This window comes from Pseudomonas sp. S5D5 (assembly GCF_003013355.1).
GTDB classification, from domain to species: Bacteria; Pseudomonadota; Gammaproteobacteria; order Pseudomonadales; family Pseudomonadaceae; genus Aquipseudomonas; species Aquipseudomonas aylmerensis.
Genome location: NZ_PTEO01000001.1, coordinates 2513721 through 2536627, shown reverse-complemented (window position 1 = coordinate 2536627; position 22907 = coordinate 2513721). Strand labels below are relative to the sequence as shown.

The following is a 22907-nucleotide window of genomic DNA, read 5'->3' as shown; positions in this document are numbered from 1 at the left end:
TGGCCCTTACTGTTTACCCAGATAAATGTCATGCAAATCGCCCCGCGCCAGCAGTTCAGCGGCGCTGCCACTCAAGGCCACGCGCCCAGTATCCAGCACATAGCCATGGGACGCATAGGTGAGCGCGACGTTGATGTTCTGCTCGGCGATCAGGAAGCTCACCTGCTGTTCGCGATTGAGCTGCGCGATGATCTCGAAGATTTCCTGCACGATCATAGGCGCCAAACCCATGGACGGCTCGTCGAGCAGTACCAAAGTAGGACGGGTCATCAACGCCCGGCCGATGGCGACCATCTGTTGCTCGCCGCCGGAGGTGAGGCCGGCGCGGGTGTGGCGTTTGGTCTTGAGCCGGGGGAACCAGGCGTAGATGCGCTCCAGGTCGCGCTCCAGGTCCTTGCGGCTCGGGCGCCGCACGAAACCGCCGCTGCGCAGGTTGTCCTCGACGCTGAGCTGGCCGAACACATGGCGGCCCTCCAGCACATGCACCATGCCATCGCGCACGCGCTGGCCGGGCTCGACACCGGCCAGGTTGGCGCCGGCGTACTCGATCGTGCCCCGGCTGACTTCGGCCCGTTCGGCGCGCACCAGCCCGGAGATCGCCTTGAGCGTGGTGCTCTTGCCGGCGCCGTTCGCGCCGAGCAAGGCGACGATACCGCCCTTGGGCACCTCCAGCGACACCCCGGCCACCGCGAGGATCGCACCGTCGTAGATCACTTCAATGTCGTTGACCGTCAGCAGTGACGGGCGCGCGGCGTCGGCGGCGGGCTGGCTCATGGTTTATTCATCCCCGGTGCAGGTACGCGGCGTCAGGCCTTTTTCCTTGGCGAACGCGGCCGACTTCTCATCGATCAGCGGACGCAACAGCGCGCGGTCGGCGGCGATCCACTCGCTGACCAGCGTCCAGTTGGCGCCGTCCCACTGCTGCACCCGCGCCGAACCGCCGCCTTCGTGGTCGCGGCATGACAGCTTGAGGTTCTGCATCAGGCCCAGGTAGCCCATGTCCTTGAGGCGCGCATCATCGATATTCAGGTGTTCCAGGCCCCAGCGGCCTTCTTCGCCATTGAGTGGGCGCTTGCCGAACTTGGCCTGGCCGGTGCGGATCGCTTCCACAGCCACGGCGGCGTTCACCAGGCCGGAGTTGTAGTAGACGCTGCCGAAGTTTTTCAGGTCCTTGAGGTCGCTGTGGCCTTTATCGAGGATGTATTGCTTGAGGCGTTTGTGGATCTCGAAATCCGCGCCGGCCGGGTACGGCGTGAGCGCCAGGTAGCCTTTGGCGGAGGCACCGGCGGGCAGCACGTCTTCGCTGGAGCTGGCCCAGATATCGCCAATGATGTGGTCGACCGGGAAGCCGAAACGCGCGGCGGTCTTCACCGCCACCGGGGTGGACACGCCCCAGGTGCGCAGGAATACCCAGTCCGGGTTGGCCTGGCGCACCTGGCGCCATTGCGCCGACTGCTCGTTGCCGGGATCGGCGACCGGAATCTGGATATTTTCGAAGCCGTATTTCTCTGCGAGCAACTTCAGCGGGCCGAGCGTTTCGCGACCGTAGGCCGAGTCGTGGTAGACCGTGGCGATCTTCTTGCCCTTGAGTTTGTCGAAACCGCCTTCACGCTGGGCGATGTAATTCACCAGGGTCGAGGCTTCGCTGTAGAAGGTCAGCATCACCGGGAAGTTATAGGGGAACACCGTGCCGTCAGTGGCTTCGGTGCGACCGTAACCGAGGGTGATGAGCGGGATCTTGTCGACCTCGGCGCGCTCGCTCAAGGCATAGGCCGCCGGGGCGCCGTTGGGCTGGTACACCGCGACCGGCGCACCGTCCAGGCCATTCTTGAAGCGCTCGTAGCACTCGATGCCCTTCTCCGCCGTCCACTCGGTCTCGCATTCCTGCCACACCAGCTTCACACCGTTGATGCCGCCTTCGACCTCGTTGATATAGCGCAGGTAGTCGATCATCCCGGCCCACACCTGCACGCCGCTGGACGCGTAGGCGCCCACGCGGTAGGTCGCCAGGGGAATGAATTGCTGGTCGGGCGAAGCCATCGCCGGGGGCACAGCGCCGGCCAGGGCAGCCAGCGTGAAGGCGGCGCCGGCCAGGGAACGTTTCAAGGATGCACGCATGGGAATTCTCTTGAGGGAATGTTAGAAACGCAGCGGCCACTGCCGCACACGGTCACGCAGGTTGTGCAACAGGCGAATCAGCCCCTCGGGTTCCTTGATCAGGAACACGATGATCAACACGCCAAAGATGATTTTCTGCAGGTTCTGCAACTGCCCTGCATCCACCGACCCACCGAACAATGCTTGCCCGGCATGACTGAGGAAGATCGGCAGCAAACTGATGAAGGCCGCGCCGACGAAGTTGCCGGCGATGCTGCCCATGCCGCCGATAATGATGATGAACAGGATCTGGAACGAGCGGTTGATATCGAAGCTGCTGGCACTCGCCGTGCCCAGGTAGGCAAAGGCCCACAGCGCGCCGGCGATCCCCAGGTAGAACGAGCTGACCGCAAACGCCAGGCGCTTGTAGCGCACCACCGGGATGCCGACCACGGCGGCGGCGGTGTCCATGTCGCGGATCGCCATCCAGTTGCGCCCCACCTGGCTGCGCACCAGGTTGATCGCTGTCCAGGTCAGCAGCAGCACCGTCACCAGGGTCAGCAGGTAACGGCCCAGCGGCGTATTGAGGTCGTACCCGAACAACGCCAGCTTCGGCGCCGAGATCGTGCCGGACGAGCCGTAGTTGTAGAACCAGGGGAATTTGACGAACAGCCACTCCAGGAAAAACTGTGCGGCCAGGGTGGTGACCATCAGGTAGAAGCCCTTGATCCGCGAACTCGGCAAGCCGAACAGCAGCCCGACCAACGCGCTGATAATCCCGCCGCCGAGCAGCGCCACCGGCAAGCCCAGTTCCGGCAGGCGCAGCAGGAAGCCATAGGTGGCGAAGGCGCCGACTGCCATGAAGCCGGCCGCGCCCACGGAGGTCTGCCCGGTATAGCCGGTGAGCAGGTTCAGGCCCAACCCGGCGAGGGACAGCACCAGGAACGGGATCAGGATCGCGTTGAGCCAATAGTCATTGCCCCACAGCGGCACGCCGATAAAGGCCACTGCCAACAGGCCGAGCAGGCCCCAGGGCACGCGCCGGTGGACCAGCAAGAGCGGCGCGGTGAGTTGAGCAACAGGGGTCGACATGGTTTCAGACTCGCTCGATGGCGCGCTCGCCGAACAGGCCGGCGGGACGGATATACAGGAAGGCCAGGGCCAATACATAAGCGAACCACGGCGTGATGCCGCCGCCGATCAACGGGCCGATGTACACCTCGGCGAGGTTCTCCGCCGCGCCGACAATCAGCCCGCCGACGATCGCCCCGCCAATCGAGGTAAAGCCGCCGATAATCAACACCGGCAAGGCCTTGAGCACCACCAGCGACAGCGAGAACTGCACGCCCTGGCGCGCGCCCCACAGCAACCCCGCCACCAGCCCGACCACGCCGGCCACGGCCCAGACGATCTGCCAGATACGGTTGAGGTTGATGCCGATCGACAGCGCCGCCGTGGTGTCATCCGCCACCGCGCGCAACGACACGCCGATGCGGGTCTTGTTGAACAGCAGCGCAAGCACCGTCACCAGCACCACGGCCACGGTCGCGGCGATCAGGTCGAACTGGCTGAGCATCAGCGGCCCGACAAACAGCGGCACGTCGTCGATGCCCAGGTCCAGCGCGCGCACTTGCGAGCCCATCAAACCCTGGGCAAGGCCTTCGATAATGAATGACAGCCCGAGCGTGGCCATGAACAGGGTGATCTGCGAACGGTTGACCAGCGGGCGCAGCACCAGGCGCTCGATGAGCAACGCGCCGACGATCATCACGATCACCGTCAGCAGCAATGCCAGGGCAAAGGGCACGCCCTGATCGTGCAGGCTGACGAAGGTCAACGCAGCAAACAGCAGCATCGAGCCCTGGGCGAAATTGAACACACCGCTGGCCTTGTAGATCAGCACGAAGCCGATGGCGACCAGCGAGTACATGGTACCGGCGAGCAGGCCGCCGAGCAGGGTTTCGAAGAAGAAGGTCATCAGTGTGCGACTCCCAGGTAGGCCGCGATCACCTCGGGGTTGGCTTGCACGTCCGCCGGCGTGCCGTCGCCGACCTTGCGCCCGTAGTCGAGCACCACCACATGATCGGACAGGCCCATGACCACGCCCATGTCGTGCTCGATCAACACCACGGTGGTGCCGAGGTCGCGGTTTACGTCGGCGACGAAACGCGCCATTTCCTGTTTTTCCTCGGCGTTCATCCCGGCCATGGGTTCGTCGAGCAGCAACAGGCTGGGCCCGGCGATCAGCGCCCGCCCCAGCTCCACACGTTTTTGCAGGCCGTAGGACAGGTTGCCCACCAGCACATCGCGGTGGGCCTGCAGCTCCAGGAACTCGAGGATGCCCTGCGCCCGCTGACGGAACGCCTCGGCTTCACGGCGGGCGCGGGGCAAGCCCAGCGCCTGCTCGATCAAGCTGCTGCGCATGTGCCGCGACAGGCCGGTGAGGACGTTGTCGAGCACACTCATTTTCTTGAACAGCGCATTGTTCTGGAAGGTCCGGCCAATGCCTCGGCGCGCTGCGCCCAGCGGATCGATGCGGTGCAAGTGCTGGTCCTCGAAGACGATCTCGCCGGCATCGAAGCGATACACGCCGTTGAGCACATTGAGCAACGAGCTTTTGCCGGCGCCGTTGGGGCCGATCAACGCGCAGATCTCACCGCGCCGCACCTCGAAGGACAACGCATTGATCGCCTTCACGCCTTTGAACGACAGCGAGATATCCCGCACCTGGAGAATGGCCTGGGTCATGCGCTTTCCCGTTTGAATTCGGCAAGCCATGTCGGCTCTGTCGTGGAAGTGAGGGGCTGCCAGATGTAGGTGAGGCGCTGGAAGCCGAGCAGTTTGCGCACGCGATTTTTCAGCAGGCGGCGCAGGCCGCTGTGGGGGTGGGCGATGGCCCAGTCGCACAGGCGCCGGCGCCAGGTGCCGTGGGGTGCCAGGCGGCTTTCGATATCCTCGGCCAAAGATTGCAGGCGCGCGGGCGACAGCAGCAGGCCGGTGGGAGCGACTTCACTGCGATCGCGCCGCGCCGAGGCCGGGCTTTCCGGGAACGCCAGGCCGTGCCCGCTGTTCAACCATTGCTCGAGCACCACCGCCAGGCCGCCCTGCCACTGGGTACCCTCCTCGCTCCACAGCGCGGTTTCGCCGCTGGGTTGCCACCAGCGCTGCACCTGCTGCGCCGGGTCGGTGGGGCCCAGCAGCTGGGCAAAATCGAGTCGATTGGCGGCTGGCCAATGCCGTGCCTGTTGGCGGTCCTGCACATAACAATGGGTGGGGCGAATGCGCCATAACTGCTGGTGCAAGGCTTCGGTGTCGAGGTGATCGGCGAGGGTCAGCACCGGTCCGCCCACGGACTGCGCCGCCAGGGCCAGCAGCAACAGGTTGGGCTCGAATGCACCGCTGAGGGCGAGCCGCGACGACTCGCCGAACCCCTGCTGGCGCAAGCCGTCGGCCAGGCGCTCGACATCGCGCAGCGCGTCGATCCAGCGCCAGGCATACCACTGGCCCTGGCGCTTGTGGCGCAGCGCGGTGCGCAGCGGTGTGATCTGCGCCCAATGCTGCAGTTGCTCCAGGGCCTTGGGCAGATTGCCGAGCAGTTCGGCAGGCCATTCCAGGGCCAGCGGACGCTTGAGTTCGTGCACGCTCATAGGGGTGATGCTCCTATTCAAGGGGTGTGCGTGCGGTGGTCCGCTGGCTGAATTATTTGACTCGACACCGCTCCCCTGTGGGCGCTGGCGTGCCGGCGCCCACGGGGATCGGCTTGAGTCAGTTAGATTGCGCTGGCCTTAAGGTCGCGATAACCGGCCCCCGGATGGTTCGACGCCAGCCGTGCACCGTCGCCGAAGAGCTTTTCGCGCAAGGTGCCCTGGGCGTATTCAGTCTTGTACACGCCGCGTTTCTGCAGTTCCGGCACCAGCAGGTCGACGGCGTCGATAAAGGTTTCGTGGGTCAGCGCGTAGGCCAGGTTGAAGCCGTCGACATCGGTCTCTTCCACCCATTCCTGCAACAGGTCCGCCACGGTTTCCGGGCCGCCGACAAACAGCGGGCCGAAGCCGCCGATGCCAACCCAATCGGCCAATTCATTCGGGGTCCAGACCTTGTTCGGGTCCGCCGTGGAGAAGGCTTCCACCGCCGACTGAATGGCGTTGGTGTGCACGTGCTTGAGTGGCTCATCGGGTTTGAACTGGCTGAAGTCGATGCCGGTCCAGCCGGAAATCAGCGCCATCGCGCCTTCATAGCTGACATAGGATTTGTACTCCTCGAACTTGGCCTTGGCAGCGGCGTCGGTCTCGCCGACGATCACCGTCTGCAGGTTGAAGATGAGGATTTTCTTCGGATCACGCCCCGCCTCGGCTGCACGCCGGCGGATGTCGGCGACGGTCTTTTTCAGCAGCACTTTGGACGGTGCGGCGACGAACACGCACTCGGCCTGCTCGGCGGCGAACTGCTTGCCGCGACTCGACGCGCCGGCCTGGTACAGAACCGGCGTGCGCTGCGGCGACGGTTCACACAGGTGAATGCCGGGCACCTGGAAGTGCTTGCCGACGTGGCGGATCTCGTGGATTTTGCTCGGGTCGCTGAAGATCCGGCGCTCGCGATCACGCAGTACCGCGCCCTCCTCCCAGCTGCCTTCCCAGAGTTTGTAGCAAACCTCCAGGTATTCTTCGGCGTAGTCGTAGCGCGCATCGTGTTCGGTCTGGGCTTTCTGGCCCAGGTTCTTCGCACCACTTTCGAGGTAGGAGGTGACGATGTTCCAGCCGACGCGGCCCTTGGTCAGGTGATCGAGGGTCGAAAGCCGGCGCGCGAACGGGTACGGGTGTTCGAACGACAACGACGCCGTCAGGCCGAAACCCAGGTGTTCGGTGACCAGTGCCATCGGTGCGATCAGCGACAGCGGATCGTTGACCGGCACTTGTGCCGCCTGGCGAATCGCCGCGTCGCCGTTGCCGTTGTAGACGTCGTAGATGCCCAGCACATCGGCGATGAACAAGCCGTCGAACTTGCCGCGCTCGAGGATTTTTGCGAGGTCGGTCCAGTACTCCAGGTCCTTGTACTGCCACGAACGGTCACGCGGGTGCGCCCACAGGCCAGGGGATTGGTGGCCGACACAGTTCATGTCGAAGGCGTTCAAGCGGATTTCACGGGACATCAAAGCACTCCGTTGAGGTGGTAGTTGCCGACAACCTGGTATTTGTGGCGCAGCGGGTCATCGAGGCTCGGCGGCAATGCGGTGCGTTGGCCGGTCAGTTCGAATTCGGTGGCGCTGGCAAAAAGCAGGGCTTCGGCGGCAGCGATCTGTGCTTCGGTGATGGCCACCGGGCTCGGGTGGGTCTCGGCGCGTTCGAGCAAGGCGGCGGCCACGTCCACGCGGATCTGCAGGTCGCCGAAGCGGCTGATCACGTAGGGGTCGTCACTTTTCGCGACGGCGCGGCGGGTGCTGTCCAGCAGTTGGCGCGCTTGATTCAGTGCAGTCATGGGTCAGGCTCCTCAGTTCCAGGCGTGGCGTGCGGGCTTCACGCCGTTGAGCACAAAGTTGCCGATCAGGTGGTATTTCCAGCGGGCCGGGTCGTGCAGGGTGTGGGTGCGCGCGTTGCGCCAGAAGCGGTCGAGGTTGTGTTTTCCGGTGACCGAGCGAGTGCCAGCCAGTTCGAAGAGTTTGCTGCTGGCGAGCAAGGCGGTTTCCGCCGACAGCACCTTGGCCTGGGCGACGACCAGTGAAGCGTTGGCGACGCTGTCTTCATTCGGCTCGGCCAGCGCCTGGTCCACTGCTTTGCCGGCCTTGGCGAGGATCGCTTCGGTGCCGTGCACGCGCCATTCCAGGTCGCCGATGGCGGCGATGGTGAACGGGTCTTGCCAGCCGTGATCCTGTTGGCTGTCGATCCATGGCCGCGCCTGGCGTGCGTAAATCTTCGCCTGCTCCAAGGCACCGAGGGCGATGCCGGTGTCGACGGCAGCCTGGATGATCTGCGAGATCGGGCCGTTGGCGGTGGGTTGGTCGAAAGCCTGGTGGGCGGGGATCACCGCGCTGAGAGGGACGGTGACGCCGTCGAGGGTCACGCCGCCGCTGGCGGTGGTGCGCTGGCCAAAGCCGTCCCAGCTGTCGATCACACTCAAGCCCGGCGCGTCACGCTCGACAAAGGCGATAAACGCCTGGCCGTGTTCGTTGTTGCCGACGGTGGGCACGATATGCGCGAACAGCGCGCCGGTGCAGTAGAACTTCTCGCCGTTGATTTGGGCGGTGTCGCCGTGCACGCGGATCTGCGTGTCGAAGGTGCCGGCGTTTTTGCTCTTGGCTTCGGAGAAGGCGTTGCCGAAACGGTAGCCGGCCAGCACCTTGCCGAAGTAATGGCGTTTTTGTTCCTCGGTCGCGGTTTGCAGCAGGATGTCCACCACGCCCAGGTGGTTCTGCGGGATTTGCCCCAGGGACGGGTCGGCGGCGGAGATCAACTTGATCACTTCGGCCACGGTCACGTAGGACACTTCGGCGCCGCCGTAGGCCTTGGGAATGGTGATGCCCCACAGGCCGCTGGCGGAGAATTCGTCGAGTTCGGCCACCGGCAGGCGGCGCTCGCGGTCACGCACGCTGGCGTCGACGGCGAAGCGTTCGGCCAGGCGCTTGGCGACCTCGATGGCTTCGGCATCCGAGCGGATGATATGGGCAGGGTGTTGAGGATGGGCTGACATGGGCCGACTCCAGGCTCCGATGGGATGCTGGAGTGATTGCAGGAGTCGTGCCTGAATTTAATCGCCAATAAAATCAGCGAGTTGCTGGTAAATCAGGGCACCAGGGCGCGTTTCAAACCAGCAAAGTGTCCATCCACTGTTGCCTGGCAGACAGTTAGATCACCACGTTGCGCACAAAGCGCACGGCCACATCACCCTGATTGCAATAGGCGTGGACCTGGCGGCTGGCGAACATATAGAACTCGCCGGCCGCGACGTGCCGTTCTTCCTCGTCCAATAGCAGCGTCAGGCTTCCCTCGAACACGAACAGCTGCACACTCCAGCCTTCAGGATCCGGCTCGGGGCTGTAGCGATCTCCCGGCTCCAGGCGCATTTCCCACAGTTCGACTTCGCGACGGGCGTGGGCCCTGGCCAGCAAGACCGCCTTGCTGCCGGGAATATCCCCGGCCCAGGCCAGTTCGTTGATGCGGCTGTGGTCGGGCGCATCCGGGGCCTGGATCAGGTCGCTGAACGCCACGTCCAATGCTTCGGCCACGCGGTCGAGGGTCGACAGGCTGACGTTCTTCTCGCCCGCCTCAATGGCCACCAGCATGCGCCGGCTCACCCCGGACTTTTCCGAGAGCGCAGTCTGGCTCAGGTCGGCGGCATGGCGCAGGCGCCTGACGTTCTGGCTGACGTGCTGCAGGACCGAGGCCCGTTGCGGATTTTCTTTGTGCACTATATTGCTCATAAGGTGGGTGTGCGCAGTATACTGCCCAGCAGTGCGGCGCATTGTGCGGTCCGTGCCTTTCCCTTGCAAGACCGAGCCGCCATGACCGCCGCGAATACCGCCCCACGTTTCAACCGTTTCAGCAAAGCCGAATGCCTCCTGGTGTTTATCACCATGATCTGGGGCGGCACCTTCTTGCTCGTGCAGCATGCCATGACGGTCAGCGGGCCGATGTTTTTCGTGGGCCTGCGCTTTGCCGCAGCGGCCATCGTGGTGGGCTTCTTCTCCCTGCGCACCCTGCGCGGCCTGACCCTGTTCGAGTTGAAGGCGGGCGCCTTCATCGGCACCTCGATCATGTTCGGCTACGGCATGCAGACCATCGGCCTGCAAACCATTCCAAGCAGCCAATCGGCCTTCATCACGGCGCTGTATGTACCGTGCGTGCCGCTGTTGCAGTGGTTGGTGCTGGGGCGCCGTCCGGGGCTGATGCCCAGCATCGGCATCATGCTGGCCTTTACCGGGTTGATGCTGCTGACCGGCCCGACCGGAGCCTCGCTCAACTTCAGCCCCGGCGAGATCGCCACGCTGATCTGCGCGATCGCGGTGGCGGCCGAAATCATCCTTATCGGCGCCTATGCCGGGCAGGTGGACGTGCGCCGGGTGACCGTGGTGCAACTGGCCACGGCGTCGCTGCTGTCATTTTTGATGGTGGTGCCGATGGGCGAAGCGCTGCCGGGGTTTTCATGGTTGCTGGTATTCAGCGCCGTGGGCCTGGGCTTGACCAGCGCGGTGATCCAGGTGGCGATGAACTGGGCGCAGCAGAGCGTCTCGCCCACCCGTGCCACGTTGATTTATGCCGGCGAGCCGGTGTGGGCCGGGGTCATCGGGCGGATCGCCGGGGAACGCTTCCCGCCGCTGGCGATGCTGGGTGCGGCGTTGATTGTGGTGGCGGTGATTGTCAGTGAGCTGAAGACGCGCGGTTCGAAAGTTGTCGACGCCAAAGCCGAGGTTGAACCGGAAAGCCAGGGTTGATGATTTAAGCGGCAAACGGCAAAGGGCAAGAAATATACCCTCGGCTATCCTCTTGTAGCTTGCCGCTTATAGCTGCCGTCTACGACCTCTGTAGGATCCTGCCACATCTTGCCGTTTGGTGATCGAGAAAGCGGCACGTATGATGCATCCCAAACTCCCGCAGATTAGAAGCCTATGTCCCTGATAGTTCTACTGCTTCTGCCTTTTATTGGCAGCTGTCTGGCGGCCTTGCTGCCGCACAATGCACGTAACACCGAATCCCTGCTGGCGGGCCTTGTGGCCTTGGTCGGCACGATTCAAGTCGCCCTGCTCTACCCCCAGATCGCCCACGGTGGCGTGATCCGCGAAGAATTCATGTGGTTGCCCAGCCTCGGGCTGAACTTCGTGCTGCGCATGGATGGGTTCGCGTGGCTGTTCTCGATGCTGGTGCTGGGCATCGGCACGCTGGTGTCGTTGTACGCCCGCTACTACATGTCACCGGAAGACCCGGTGCCGCGTTTCTTCGCGTTTTTCCTGGCCTTCATGGGGGCCATGCTGGGCCTGGTGATTTCCGGCAACCTGATCCAGATCGTGTTCTTCTGGGAACTGACCAGCCTGTTCTCGTTCCTGCTGATCGGCTACTGGCACCACCGCGCCGATGCACGCCGGGGTGCCTATATGGCGCTGATGGTCACCGGTGCGGGCGGTCTGTGCCTGCTGGCCGGGGTGATGCTGCTGGGGCATATCGTCGGCAGCTATGACCTGGACCAGGTGCTGGCGGCGGGCGATCAGATTCGCGCGCATTCGCTCTACCCGGTCATGCTGGCGCTGGTGCTGATCGGCGCCCTGAGCAAGAGCGCACAGTTCCCGTTCCACTTCTGGCTGCCCCACGCGATGGCGGCGCCGACCCCGGTTTCCGCCTACCTGCACTCGGCGACGATGGTGAAGGCCGGCGTGTTCCTGCTGGCCCGCCTGTGGCCGTCGCTGTCCGGCAGCGAAGAATGGTTCTGGATCGTCGGCGGTGCCGGCGCCCTCACCCTCCTCCTCGGCGCTTACTGCGCCATGTTCCAAAACGATCTCAAGGGCCTGCTGGCCTACTCCACGATCAGCCACCTCGGGCTGATCACCCTCCTGCTGGGCCTCAACAGCCCGCTGGCCGCCGTCGCCGCCGTGTTTCACATTCTCAACCACGCGACCTTCAAGGCCTCGCTGTTCATGGCCGCCGGCATCATCGACCACGAAAGCGGTACCCGCGATATCCGCAAGCTCAGCGGCCTGGTGCGGTTGATCCCGTTTACCGCGACCCTGGCGATGGTCGCGAGTGCCTCCATGGCCGGCGTACCGTTGCTCAACGGGTTCCTGTCCAAAGAGATGTTCTTCGCCGAAACCGTGTTCATCACCTCGACCGCCTGGGTGGAGTTCGCCCTGCCGTTGATCGCGACCATTGCCGGTACGTTCAGCGTGGCCTACGCCCTGCGCTTCACTGTCGACGTGTTCTTCGGCCCGACCGCCACCAACCTGCCGCACACCCCACACGAACCGCCGCGCTGGATGCGCGCGCCGGTCGAGCTGCTGGTGTTTACCTGCCTGCTGGTGGGGATCTTCCCGGCCCAGGTGGTCGGTTCGATTCTCGCCGCCGCCGCCCTGCCGGTCGTAGGCGGAGTGCTGCCCGAGTACAGCCTGGCGATCTGGCACGGCTGGAATGCGCCGATGATCATGAGCCTGGTGGCGATGTCCGGTGGCGTGGTGCTGTACCTGCTGCTGCGCAAGCAGCTCAAGCGCGGGCGCTTCAAATACCCACCGATCATCAGCTACTTCAACGGCAAGCGCGGCTTCGAGCGCAGCCTGGTAGTGATGATGCGCGGCGTGCGCAAGATCGAAAAACGCATCAGCACCAAACGCCTGCAGACCCAGCTGTTCCTGCTGGTGCTGGCGGCAGTGATCGCCGGCCTGATCCCGATGCTGCACAGCGGCATCAGTTGGGGCGACCGCCCGAAAATCCCGGGTTCCATCGTGTTCGTGACCTTGTGGCTGCTGGCGATTGCCTGTGCCCTCGGCGCTGCCTGGCAGGCCAAGTATCACCGGCTGGCGGCCCTGACCATGGTCAGCGTGTGCGGCCTGATGACCTGCATCACCTTTGTGTGGTTCTCGGCGCCGGACCTGGCGCTGACGCAGCTGGTGGTCGAGGTGGTGACCACCGTGCTGATCCTGCTGGGCCTGCGCTGGCTGCCACGGCGGATTGAAGAAGTCTCGCCACTGCCCAGCTCGCTGCGCAAGGCACGTATCCGTCGCCTGCGTGACTTCCTGCTCTCCACCGTGGTGGGCGGCGGCATGGCGCTGCTGTCCTACGCGATGCTGACGCGCCAGACGCCCAACGACATTTCCTCGTTCTACTTGAGTCGCGCCCTGCCCGAAGGCGGCGGCAGCAATGTGGTGAACGTAATGCTGGTGGACTTCCGGGGCTTCGACACCCTGGGCGAAATCACCGTGCTCGGCGCCGTGGCGCTGACGGTGTACGCCCTGCTGCGCCGTTTCCGCCCGTCCAAGGAAAGCATGCAACTGCCGGCGCAACAGCGCCAGCTCGCGCCGGACGTGGCCACCGACCTGGTCAACCCGCGCCAGGCCAGCGACACCGCCCTGGGCTTCATGATGGTGCCGGCGGTGCTGGTGCGCCTGCTGCTGCCGATTGCGCTGGTAGTGTCGTTCTACCTGTTCATGCGCGGCCACAACCAACCGGGCGGCGGCTTCGTCGCCGGGCTGGTGATGTCGGTGGCGTTTATCCTGCAATACATGGTCGCCGGCACCCAGTGGGTCGAGGCGCAGATGAGCCTGCGGCCGATGCGCTGGATGGGCTTCGGGCTGTTCTCGGCGACCCTTACCGGGCTCGGTGCGCTGTTTGCCGGGTATCCCTTCCTTACTACGCACACCTGGCATTTCAGCCTGCCGCTGCTGGGCGACATTCATATCGCCAGCGCGTTGTTCTTCGACGTCGGTGTGTACGCCATGGTCGTCGGCTCGACGCTGCTGATGCTCACCGCCCTCGGTCACCAATCCGTACGAGCGCATAAACCGAGCAACCAGGCCAAAGTGGTTGCCGCAACGGAAGGAGCCGCCTGATGGAAGAAGTCATCGCAATCGCCATTGGGGTCCTGGCGGCCTCCGGCGTCTGGTTGATCCTGCGCCCACGGACGTTCCAGGTGGTGATGGGCCTGTGCCTGCTGTCGTATGGGGTCAACCTGTTCATCTTCAGCATGGGCAGCCTGTTTATCGGCAAGGAGCCGATCATCAAGGACGGCGTGCCGCAAGACCTGCTCAACTACACCGATCCGCTGCCCCAGGCGCTGGTGCTCACGGCAATCGTGATCAGCTTCGCCATGACCGCCTTGTTCCTGGTGGTGCTGCTGGCCTCCCGGGGCCTGACCGGCACGGACCATGTGGACGGCCGGGAGCCCAAGGAATGACGTGGATGAATCAACTGATCGTCGCGCCGATCCTGCTGCCGCTGCTGACCGCCGCGTTGATGCTGATGCTCGGCGAGAAGCACCGCCCGCTCAAGGCGCGCATCAACCTGTTCTCCAGCATGATCGGCCTGGGTATCGCGATTCTGCTGCTGTACTGGACGCAAAAAGGCGGCCCTGGCTCGATTGGCGTGTACCTGCCGGGCAACTGGCAGGTGCCGTTCGGCATTGTGCTGGTGATCGACCAACTGTCGGCACTGATGCTGGTGCTGACGGGGATCATCGGGGTGAGCGCGCTGCTGTTCGCCATGGCTCGCTGGGACCGTGCCGGCACCAGTTTCCATGCATTGTTCCAGATCCAGATGATGGGCCTGTACGGCGCGTTCCTGACCGCCGACCTGTTCAACCTGTTCGTGTTCTTCGAGGTGCTGCTGGCGGCGTCCTACGGCTTGATGCTGCACGGCTCGGGGCGGGCGCGGGTGTCGTCGGGGCTGCATTACATTGCGATCAACCTGCTGGCGTCGTCGTTGTTCCTGATTGGTGCGGCGATGATCTACGGCGTCACCGGCACGCTGAACTTCGCTGACCTGGCACTGAAAATCCCGCTGGTGCCCGAGGCTGATCGCGGCTTGCTGCACGCCGGTGCGGCAATCCTCGCCACGGCGTTCCTGGCCAAGGCCGGCATGTGGCCGCTGAACTTCTGGCTGGCGCCCGCCTATTCCTCGGCCAGCGCACCGGTGGCGGCGATGTTCGCGATCATGACCAAGGTCGGCGTGTACACCGTGCTGCGGTTGTGGACCCTGCTGTTCTCCGGCCAGGCCGGGGCCTCGGCGCTGTTTGGCGGCGACTGGCTGGTGTACGGCGGCATGGCCACGATCATCTGCGCGGCGCTGGCGATGATCGCTGCGCAGCGGCTGGAGCGCATGGCAAGCCTGAGCATCCTGGTTTCGGCCGGGATCCTGTTGTCGGCGGTGGGCTTTGCCCAGCCCAGCCTGACTGCCGGCGCGTTGTTCTATCTGGTCAGCTCCACGCTGGCGCTGAGCGCGCTGTTCCTGCTGGCCGAATTGATCGAACGCTCGCGCTCGGCCAATGACCTGCCGCTGGACGAGGAAATCGACGCGCTGCCCAAGGCCATGGAATCCTTGCACCCGCGTCCGGGCGTCAACCTCGATGACGAGCAGAAAGCCGTGATCGGCCAGGTCATCCCCTGGACCATGGCCTTCCTCGGCTTGAGCTTCGTGGCGTGCGCCTTGCTGATCATCGGCATGCCGCCGCTGTCGGGGTTTATCGGCAAGCTCAGCTTGTTGAGTGCGCTGGTCAATCCGCTGGGCCTGGGCGTCAGTGTCGATGAGCCGATTCGTCCTGCGGCCTGGGGCCTGGTGGCGCTGCTGATCCTGTCCGGCCTGGCCTCGCTGATCGCTTTCGCCCGCCTGGGCATCCAGCGCTTCTGGACCCCGGAGGAGCGCCCCTCGCCGCTGCTGCGCCGCTATGAGTGCGTGCCGATCTTCTTCCTGCTGGGCTTGAGCATCCTGCTGACCTTCAAGGCCGAACCGTTGATGCGCTACACCCAGGCCACCGCCGAGAGCCTCAACAACCCGGAACACTACGTGATGGCCGTCATGGCAACGCGCCCGATTCCGAGCCCTGAAGCCAAGTCCGCCGCGCTGGAGGTGCAGCCATGAAGCGTCTGTTCCCTGCCCCGTGGCTGTCCCTGGCGTTGTGGGTATTGTGGCTGGTGTTGAACCTGTCGGTGAGCCCTGGCAACCTGCTGCTGGGTGCGTTGCTGGGGGTTCTTGCGCCCTTGCTGATGGCGCCGTTGCGGCCGTTGCCAATCCGTATCCGTCGCCCTGGGGTGATCATTCGCCTGTTCTTGCGCGTGGGCCGGGATGTGATCATCTCCAACCTGCAAGTGGCCTGGGGCGTGCTGACGTGTGGGTCACGCCCGCCGCGCTCGCGTTTTATCAAGATCCCCCTGGACCTGCGCGACGCCAACGGCCTGGCCGTGCTGTCGATGATCACCAGCGTCACGCCCGGCACCGTCTGGTCTGAACTGGCGCTGGACCGCAGCATCCTGCTGCTGCACGTGTTCGACCTGGATGACGAAGCGCACTTTATCCAGCACTTCAAGGATGCCTATGAACGGCCCCTCATGGAGATCTTCGAATGAGCGCCCTGCTTTCCAATGCGATCCTGTTCAGCCTGTTCCTGTTCTCGCTGGCCATGGTGCTGACCCTGATCCGCCTGTTCAAGGGCCCGTCGGCCCAGGACCGGGTACTGGCGCTGGACTACCTGTACATCCTGGCGATGCTGATGATGCTGGTACTGGGCATTCGGTATGCGAGTGACACCTACTTTGAAGCGGCGCTGCTGATTGCACTGTTCGGCTTCGTGGGCTCGTTTGCCCTGGCGAAATTCCTGCTGCGTGGGGAGGTGATTGAATGATGCCGTTGTGGATGGAAATCGTTGTCGCAGTGCTGCTGGTGCTCAGCAGCGTGTTTGCGTTGATTGGCGCGCTTGGCTTGCTGCGGATGAAGGACTTCTTCCAGCGCATGCACCCGCCCGCCCTGGCTTCGACGCTGGGCGCCTGGTGCGTGGCGTTGGCGTCGATTATCTATTTTTCGGTGCTCAAGTCCGGGCCGGTGTTGCACGGCTGGCTGATCCCGATCTTGCTCTCCATCACGGTGCCGGTAACCACGTTGCTATTGGCGCGCACCGCGCTGTTTCGCAAGCGCATGGCGGGCGATGATGTACCCGCCGAAGTCAGCAGCCGCCGCTGATTCATCAAGCGAACACAGTAAAAAATGTGGGAGCGGGCTTGCTCGCGAAGGCGGTTTTTCAGTCAGCACATCAGCGACTGACCCACCGCATTCGCGAGCAAGCCCGCTCCCACATTTGGTTTTGCATTAGACAAATGATCTGATGTGCGCCGCCAACTCCGCTAGCTCGGCATCATCCGCCCGCACGAAATCGTGGGACGAGATATAGCCCTCATAGGCTTCGAAGAACTTCTCCACCTTGGAGCTGATGGGCTTGAAGGTACTGTCCCCGCCCGTCCCATGCATGGGAAACAGCTTCGCATGCAAATGATCCACTCCATACCCTTCAAGAATCATCCCCGTACGGGCCACATCGGGAAACGCGCGGTCGATCTGTTGCGCAGTCTTCTTCGCGGCGATAGCAAGCCCGGCCAACACCTCATCCGACTGCGCAAACGCATAGCTGCCGTAGTGCTGCTTGGGGATTACCACGCTGAAACCCGGTGTGTTGGGAAAGATCGAAAGAAACGCCATATGCTGGTCGTCTTCCCACAGAATGTGCGCTGGGGAGGTCTTTTGAACAATGCTGCAGAAAATACACGTCATTTGAATCTCCATCAGTGGCTCTTGTTGCCCTTCAGATAGCACAGATTCCGTTACAAGATCGACGCGCCAAACCTGCGAAACCGTGGCATCCAATCATCGAGGATCTGCGCCGACGCCAGCACGTGATGCGCCCGCCCGATCAACAGCCGACGTGACACAAAGCCGATGTATCGCGAGTCATCGCTGTTATCGCGGTTATCCCCCAGCATGAAATAGCTGTCGGCCGGCACCACCACTGGCGCGAAATTGCGCATCGCCCGCACCGTCGGCATGAACTGCACAGTACGCTGGCGGTTGGCGGCCAATTCGTTCAGCTTGATCCCAGGTACCGTATGACCTGGGACAATTGGCTCGCTGATGTCCTGCGCATCACTGTAGGTGGCTGGCGTACCGTTGACCCACAGCACTTCATCGCGCATTTCCAGGGTGTCGCCGGGAACGCCGACAATCCGCTTGATCAGGCGCATGCCATCCTTGGGTGACGAAAACGTCACCACATCGCCGCGCTGGGGGTTATCGAGGTGGGCCAGGGAAATGTCCGTGAGCGGGACCTTGAGGTCATACGCGACGCGATTGACCAGCACCACATCGCCTTCCAGCAAGGTCGGGCGCATGGAGCCGGAGGGAATCGGATTCCAGTCTGCCAGGGAGGTACGGAAAACGCCGAAGCATATCCAGAAAATGATTGCGTAACGGTAACGGATCAACCAACTTCGCATACATCCTCGCACGACAGAAAAGGGCATCAGGATTGTTTCTCGGACGCCCGGTTGTGGCACGCGAGGATTAAATGAGTATTAGCGTCAAAGCGCACTAAAAAGGAGTTTTCGCCATGGATATCCGCTGTTCCGTTTTTATCGCAACCAGCATCGACGGCTTTATTGCCCGTCCAGACGGTGATATCGAATGGTTGCACCGACCTGAATACGAAACCGCCGAGTTGAACGGCGTGACCTATGAATCCTTCATCGCCACGGTCGATGCACTCGTAATGGGTCGCAAAACCCTGGAGAAAGTCTTGTCCTTCCCGGACTGGCCCTACGAGGGCACTCCCGTCATTGCCCTCTCCCATCAGCCTCTGCAGATCCCTGCGCACCTGGAGGGCAAGGTCGAGGTCATGGCAGGAGACGTCACCTCACTCGTGGCAACGTTAGCCGAACGCGGTATGAAGCACCTCTATATCGACGGTGGCCAGACGATCCAGGCGTTTCTTGAAGCGGGCCTGGTCAATGAGCTGATCATTACGCGTATCCCGGTTTTGCTGGGGCAAGGCATTCCACTGTTCAGCCAGGTTGGCAGTGAGCAGGAGCTGCAGCATGTTGGCACCTACGTGTCGGACAATGGTTTTGTGCAAAGTCGGTATCAAGTAATGTCAGGCGCTCACGCCGCGCAATAATGGATTTCTCTGAAGGAACAGACCATGAACCCACCCCTCGCATTGGTCGCAGGCATAGGCAGCCGTAATCGCTCCATCGGCAAAGCCAGCGGGCTGTTGCGAATGGTGCCGGATGATCTGCGCAGATTCGCTGCCAAGACGATTGGCAAGCCGGTCATCATGGGCCGAAAAACCTTCGAGTCGGTCATTGCCCTCAGCGGTAGGCCATTGGCCGATCGGCCCAACATCGTGCTGTCCAGAAACCCTGACTATGTGCACGAGCACGCGATCGCCTGCCAATCCCTGGCAGCGGCACTAGAACGCGCAGCCCTCTACACCCCCGAGGAAATTCATATCGGTGGCGGGCCAGAGCTTTATGACCAAGCGATACACCTTGTGGACAGGCTGTACCTGACCCTGTTCAACGATGATCACGAGGGTGAAGCCAGGTTTCCGCGTTTTGAGGATGAGTTCGTTGAGGTCTGCCGCCATGGCGTCCGACAGCACGAGGGCCTTGAGTACGAATGGGTGGACTACGTCAGGCGTAGATAACGACGCAATGAAGCGGCCACGCTGAAAACTGTAGGGGCTGGCTTGCCAGCTCCTACATTTGGATTGGGGACATCTGCGGATCGGCCGCGTGTCTGCCAACAATCCATTGACTAAACCCTTCTGAAAAACCATAGCCGTCCGTTGAAGGCTATGGCGTGTTTATCGTACCCAGACGCTGCCGGTCAACGCTACGGAGGACCTGGCGTCAGCTCAAGCGCTGGCAAGCATTTGGCTTTTCACAGATAAATCGGAAACCGAAGAACTCGCGAAGTGGACACGGTAAAAAATGTGGGAGCGGGCTTGCTCGCGAACGCGGTTTTTCAGTCAGCACATTAGCGACTGACACACCGCCTTCGCGAGCAAGCCCGCTCCCACAATGGATCGAGTGAGCCGTTAAACCGGCATGCAAAAAAAAACGCCCCGAACCAGTCGGGGCGTTTTCCATTCAGCGTTTACCAATCAAGCCTGATCAGCCAACCGCCACGTCGTCCCACCCTTCCCGTCTTCCAACACCACACCCATCGCGGTCAGTTGGTCACGGATACGGTCGGATTCCGCCCAGTCCTTATTGGTACGGGCGGTCAAGCGCGCCTGGATCAACGCATCGACTTCAGCCGCATCCACACGCCCTTCGGCGCCGGCTTGCAGGAAGTCATCGGCTTCCATCTGCAACACGCCGAGCACGCTGGCCAGCTCTTTCAAGCGCGCCGCCAGGCCCGCCGCTGCGTCGAGATCACTCTCGCGCAGGCGGTTGATCTCGCGCACCATCTCGAACAGTACCGCACAGGCTTCCGGGGTGCCGAAGTCGTCGTTCATGACTTCGGTGAAGCGCGCCACGAAACCTTCGCCGCCGGCCGGGGCCACGGCGGGCAGGCCTTTCAACGCGTGGTAGAAACGCTCCAGGGCGCCCTTGGCGTCCTTGAGGTTGTCTTCCGAGTAGTTGATGGCGCTGCGGTAGTGGCTTGACACCAGCAGGTAACGCACGACTTCCGGGTGGTACTTTGCCAGCACGTCGCGAATGGTGAAGAAGTTGTTCAAGGACTTGGACATCTTCTCGCCATTGATGCGGATCATGCCGCAGTGCATCCAGGCGTTGGCGTAGGTCTTGCCGGTGGCGGCTTCGCTCTGGGCGATTTCGTTTTCATGGTGCGGGAACTCGAGGTCGCTGCCGCCGCCGTGAATGTCGAAGGTCTCGCCCAGGCAGCAGGTGGACATCACCGAGCACTCGATGTGCCAGCCCGGACGCCCGGCGCCCCAGGGCGACTCCCAGCTCGGCTCGCCGGGCTTGGTGGCTTTCCACAGCACGAAGTCGAGCGGATCCTGCTTGGCTTCGTCGACTTCGATGCGTGCGCCGATGCGCAGGTCTTCGATTTTCTTGCGCGACAGCTTGCCGTAGCCCATGAACTTGGCGACGCGGTAGTACACGTCACCATTGCCCGGGGCGTAGGCGTAACCCTTGTCGATCAGGGTCTGGATCATCGCGTGCATGCCAGGGATGTGGTCCGTGGCACGCGGTTCCATGTCCGGCTTGAGGATGTTGAGGCGGGCCTCGTCCTCGTGCATCGCGGCGATCATGCGCTCGGTCAGCGCGTCGAACGACTCGCCGTTTTCGTTGGCGCGATTGATGATCTTGTCGTCGATGTCGGTGATGTTGCGCACGTAGGTCAGGTCATAACCGCTGAAGCGCAACCAGCGCGTCACCAGGTCGAAGGCAACCATGCTGCGGCCATGGCCGATGTGGCAGTAGTCGTACACGGTCATGCCGCACACGTACATGCGCACCTTGTTGCCATCCAGCGGCTTGAAGACTTCTTTGGTCTTGCTGAGTGTGTTGTAGATCGTTAGCACGACAAATCCCTTAAATCACTGGCCCCACGAATCACGCAAGGTCACGGTACGGTTGAATACCGGAGCGCCTGGTTTCGAGTCCTTGATATCCGCGCAGAAGTAACCTTCGCGCTCGAACTGGAAACGGTCTTCCGGCTGTGCGTCGCCAAGCGATGGCTCGGCACGACAACCAGTGAGTACTTGCAGGGAGTCAGGGTTGATGTTGTCCAGGAAGCTGGCGCTGTCCTCGGCCTTTTCAGGGTTCGGCGAGCGGAACAGACGATCGTACAGGCGCACTTCGCACTCGATGCTGGCAGCGGCCGGCACCCAGTGGATCACGCCCTTGACCTTGCGGCCTTCAGGGTTCTTGCCCAGGGTGTCCGGGTCGTACGAGCAACGCAGTTCGACGATGTTGCCGTCGGCGTCCTTGATCGCTTCGTCAGCGCGGATCACGTAGCTGCCGCGCAGGCGCACTTCACCGTTCGGCTCCAGGCGCTTGTAGCCTTTTGGCGGCTCTTCCATGAAGTCATCGCGGTCGATGTAGATCTCACGCGCGAACGGCAGCTTGCGCACACCGAGTTCTTCTTTCTGCGGGTGACGCGGCAGTTCGAGGTGGTCGACCTTGTCTTCCGGGTAGTTGGTGATCACGACTTTCAACGGACGCAGCACGCACATGGCGCGTGGGGCGTTGGCGTCGAGGTCCTGACGGATGCTGAACTCGAGCATGCCGTAGTCGACCACACCGTCGGAGCGGTTGGTGCCGACCATCTCGCAGAAATTGCGGATCGATGCCGGGGTGTAGCCGCGACGGCGGAAACCCGACAGCGTCGACATGCGTGGGTCGTCCCAGCCGTGCACGTGCTTTTCATCGACCAGTTGCTTGAGCTTGCGCTTGCTGGTGATGGTGTAGTTCAGGTTCAGGCGGCTGAACTCGTACTGGCGCGGGTGCGCCGGCACCGGCAGGCTGTCGAGGAACCACTCGTACAGCGGGCGATGGCTTTCGAACTCGAGGGTGCAGATCGAGTGGGTGATGCCTTCGATGGCGTCCGACTGACCGTGGGTGAAGTCGTAGTTCGGGTAGATGCACCACTTGTCACCGGTCTGGTGGTGATGAGCGTGGCGAATGCGGTACATGATCGGGTCGCGCAGGTTCATGTTCGGCGAGGCCATGTCGATCTTGGCGCGCAGTACGCGGGCGCCGTCCGGGAACTCACCGGCGCGCATGCGGGCGAACCAGTCGAGGTTCTCTTCCACCGAACGGTCGCGGAACGGGCTGTTCTTGCCCGGCTCGGTCAGCGTGCCACGGTATTCCTTGGCTTGCTCCGGGGTCAGGTCGTCGACGTAAGCCTTGCCGGCCTTGATCAGCTCGACGGCCCAGTCGAACAACTGGTCGAAATACTTCGAGGCGTAGCGCACTTCACCGGACCATTCGAAGCCCAGCCACTTGATGTCGCTTTCGATGGCGTCGATGTATTCCTGGTCTTCCTTGGCCGGGTTGGTGTCGTCGAAACGCAGGTGCGTGACGCCACCGAACTCCTGGGCCAGGCCGAAGTTCACACAGATCGACTTGGCGTGACCGATGTGCAGGTAGCCGTTGGGCTCTGGCGGGAAGCGGGTGACGATCTGCGTGTGCTTGCCCGAATCCAGGTCCGCCTGGATGATCGGGCGCAGGAAATTGACCGGGACGGCAGGTCCGGCCTTGGAATTCGAGGTAGGGTCGACAGTGGGCTTGCTCATAGGATCCTTGAACAGACAGGTTCGTGGCCGGTTGGGGCCAAGTAAAACAAAGGGCTTATCATAGCCGAAGCGGTCAAGCCGCTGACAGAGCGTGG

Annotated in this window: 23 protein-coding genes; 9 read left to right on the top strand and 14 right to left on the bottom strand. The window is 62.8% G+C overall.

Annotated features, from left to right (window positions below):
- Positions 1-6: 6 nt before the first annotated feature.
- The 10 genes from C9990_RS11880 to C9990_RS11835 all read right to left on the bottom strand — a co-directional run bounded on the left by C9990_RS11880 (position 7) and on the right by C9990_RS11835 (position 9499).
- A complete protein-coding gene (locus C9990_RS11880; RefSeq protein WP_106803401.1) occupies positions 7-774 on the bottom strand; it encodes an ABC transporter ATP-binding protein in 768 nt (255 codons plus the stop codon).
- 3 nt (positions 775-777) lie between these two features.
- Positions 778-2118 carry an ABC transporter substrate-binding protein gene (locus C9990_RS11875; protein WP_106803400.1) on the bottom strand — a complete coding sequence of 447 codons (1341 nt, stop codon included), beginning with the start codon at positions 2116-2118 and terminating at the stop codon, positions 778-780.
- Between the two features lie 21 nt (positions 2119-2139).
- Positions 2140-3189, bottom strand: coding sequence for a branched-chain amino acid ABC transporter permease (locus C9990_RS11870; RefSeq protein ID WP_065900976.1), 1050 nt, complete (start codon positions 3187-3189; stop codon positions 2140-2142).
- Between the two features lie 4 nt (positions 3190-3193).
- The gene (locus tag C9990_RS11865) at positions 3194-4075 is read right to left on the bottom strand and encodes a branched-chain amino acid ABC transporter permease (RefSeq protein WP_065900978.1); all 882 of its coding nucleotides are present in this window, start codon (positions 4073-4075) and stop codon (positions 3194-3196) included.
- Positions 4075-4845 (bottom strand): ABC transporter ATP-binding protein, encoded by a 771-nt coding sequence (locus C9990_RS11860; protein ID WP_065900979.1) that lies wholly within the window; start codon positions 4843-4845, stop codon positions 4075-4077. The genes C9990_RS11865 and C9990_RS11860 overlap by 1 nt, the downstream gene beginning before the upstream one ends.
- Entirely contained in the window at positions 4842-5744 is a 903-nt protein-coding gene (locus tag C9990_RS11855) for an AMP-binding protein (RefSeq protein ID WP_106803399.1), read from the bottom strand. Before C9990_RS11855 ends, C9990_RS11860 begins: the two co-directional genes overlap by 4 nt.
- Positions 5745-5866: 122 nt before the next feature.
- Positions 5867-7246, bottom strand: coding sequence for an LLM class flavin-dependent oxidoreductase (locus C9990_RS11850; RefSeq protein ID WP_106803398.1), 1380 nt, complete (start codon positions 7244-7246; stop codon positions 5867-5869).
- On the bottom strand, positions 7246-7572 hold the full coding sequence (locus tag C9990_RS11845; RefSeq protein ID WP_065900990.1) for an acyl-CoA dehydrogenase: 327 nt from the start codon (positions 7570-7572) through the stop codon (positions 7246-7248). The genes C9990_RS11850 and C9990_RS11845 overlap by 1 nt, the downstream gene beginning before the upstream one ends.
- Before the next feature lie 12 nt (positions 7573-7584).
- Complete coding sequence (locus tag C9990_RS11840) at positions 7585-8781, bottom strand: SfnB family sulfur acquisition oxidoreductase (RefSeq protein WP_106803397.1); 1197 nt, start codon at positions 8779-8781, stop codon at positions 7585-7587.
- Between the two features lie 154 nt (positions 8782-8935).
- Positions 8936-9499, bottom strand: coding sequence for a helix-turn-helix domain-containing protein (locus tag C9990_RS11835; protein ID WP_065900993.1), 564 nt, complete (start codon positions 9497-9499; stop codon positions 8936-8938).
- Positions 9500-9592: 93 nt separating this feature from the next.
- Between C9990_RS11835 and C9990_RS11830 the strand changes: the two genes are divergently transcribed.
- The 7 genes from C9990_RS11830 (at position 9593) to C9990_RS11800 (ending at position 16736) form a co-directional block, all read left to right on the top strand.
- Positions 9593-10522, top strand: a complete 930-nt coding sequence (locus C9990_RS11830; protein ID WP_065900996.1) for a DMT family transporter — start codon at positions 9593-9595, stop codon at positions 10520-10522.
- Positions 10523-10696: 174 nt separating this feature from the next.
- Positions 10697-13618, top strand: coding sequence for a monovalent cation/H+ antiporter subunit A (locus C9990_RS11825; RefSeq protein WP_106803396.1), 2922 nt, complete (start codon positions 10697-10699; stop codon positions 13616-13618).
- Positions 13618-13962: a Na+/H+ antiporter subunit C gene (locus C9990_RS11820; RefSeq protein WP_003192163.1), complete on the top strand. Its 345-nt coding sequence runs from the start codon at positions 13618-13620 to the stop codon at positions 13960-13962. Before C9990_RS11825 ends, C9990_RS11820 begins: the two co-directional genes overlap by 1 nt.
- A complete protein-coding gene (locus C9990_RS11815) occupies positions 13959-15641 on the top strand; it encodes a monovalent cation/H+ antiporter subunit D (protein ID WP_106803395.1) in 1683 nt (560 codons plus the stop codon). The genes C9990_RS11820 and C9990_RS11815 overlap by 4 nt, the downstream gene beginning before the upstream one ends.
- On the top strand, positions 15638-16126 hold the full coding sequence (locus C9990_RS11810) for a Na+/H+ antiporter subunit E (protein WP_106803394.1): 489 nt from the start codon (positions 15638-15640) through the stop codon (positions 16124-16126). The genes C9990_RS11815 and C9990_RS11810 overlap by 4 nt, the downstream gene beginning before the upstream one ends.
- A complete protein-coding gene (locus C9990_RS11805; RefSeq protein WP_005789171.1) occupies positions 16123-16401 on the top strand; it encodes a K+/H+ antiporter subunit F in 279 nt (92 codons plus the stop codon). Before C9990_RS11810 ends, C9990_RS11805 begins: the two co-directional genes overlap by 4 nt.
- On the top strand, positions 16398-16736 hold the full coding sequence (locus C9990_RS11800; protein WP_065901007.1) for a Na+/H+ antiporter subunit G: 339 nt from the start codon (positions 16398-16400) through the stop codon (positions 16734-16736). The genes C9990_RS11805 and C9990_RS11800 overlap by 4 nt, the downstream gene beginning before the upstream one ends.
- A gap of 126 nt (positions 16737-16862) precedes the next feature.
- Here C9990_RS11800 and C9990_RS11795 read toward each other — a convergent pair whose 3' ends face one another.
- Together C9990_RS11795 and lepB are read right to left on the bottom strand one after the other, a co-directional pair.
- Positions 16863-17321 (bottom strand): HIT family protein, encoded by a 459-nt coding sequence (locus tag C9990_RS11795; protein WP_106805635.1) that lies wholly within the window; start codon positions 17319-17321, stop codon positions 16863-16865.
- A 50-nt stretch (positions 17322-17371) separates the two neighbouring features.
- The gene (gene lepB, locus C9990_RS11790) at positions 17372-18040 is read right to left on the bottom strand and encodes a signal peptidase I (RefSeq protein WP_106803393.1); all 669 of its coding nucleotides are present in this window, start codon (positions 18038-18040) and stop codon (positions 17372-17374) included.
- A 113-nt stretch (positions 18041-18153) separates the two neighbouring features.
- Between lepB and C9990_RS11785 the strand changes: the two genes are divergently transcribed.
- Positions 18154-18717, top strand: a complete 564-nt coding sequence (locus C9990_RS11785) for a dihydrofolate reductase family protein (protein WP_106803392.1) — start codon at positions 18154-18156, stop codon at positions 18715-18717.
- 24 nt (positions 18718-18741) lie between these two features.
- The gene (locus C9990_RS11780; protein WP_106803391.1) at positions 18742-19248 is read left to right on the top strand and encodes a dihydrofolate reductase; all 507 of its coding nucleotides are present in this window, start codon (positions 18742-18744) and stop codon (positions 19246-19248) included.
- 459 nt (positions 19249-19707) lie between these two features.
- On the opposite strand, the gene cysS is transcribed toward C9990_RS11780, so the two are convergent.
- Entirely contained in the window at positions 19708-21096 is a 1389-nt protein-coding gene (gene cysS, locus C9990_RS11775) for a cysteine--tRNA ligase (protein ID WP_065901022.1), read from the bottom strand.
- Positions 21097-21111: 15 nt separating this feature from the next.
- The gene (locus C9990_RS11770) at positions 21112-22812 is read right to left on the bottom strand and encodes a glutamine--tRNA ligase/YqeY domain fusion protein (RefSeq protein WP_106803390.1); all 1701 of its coding nucleotides are present in this window, start codon (positions 22810-22812) and stop codon (positions 21112-21114) included.
- Between the last annotated feature and the right edge of the window lie 95 nt (positions 22813-22907).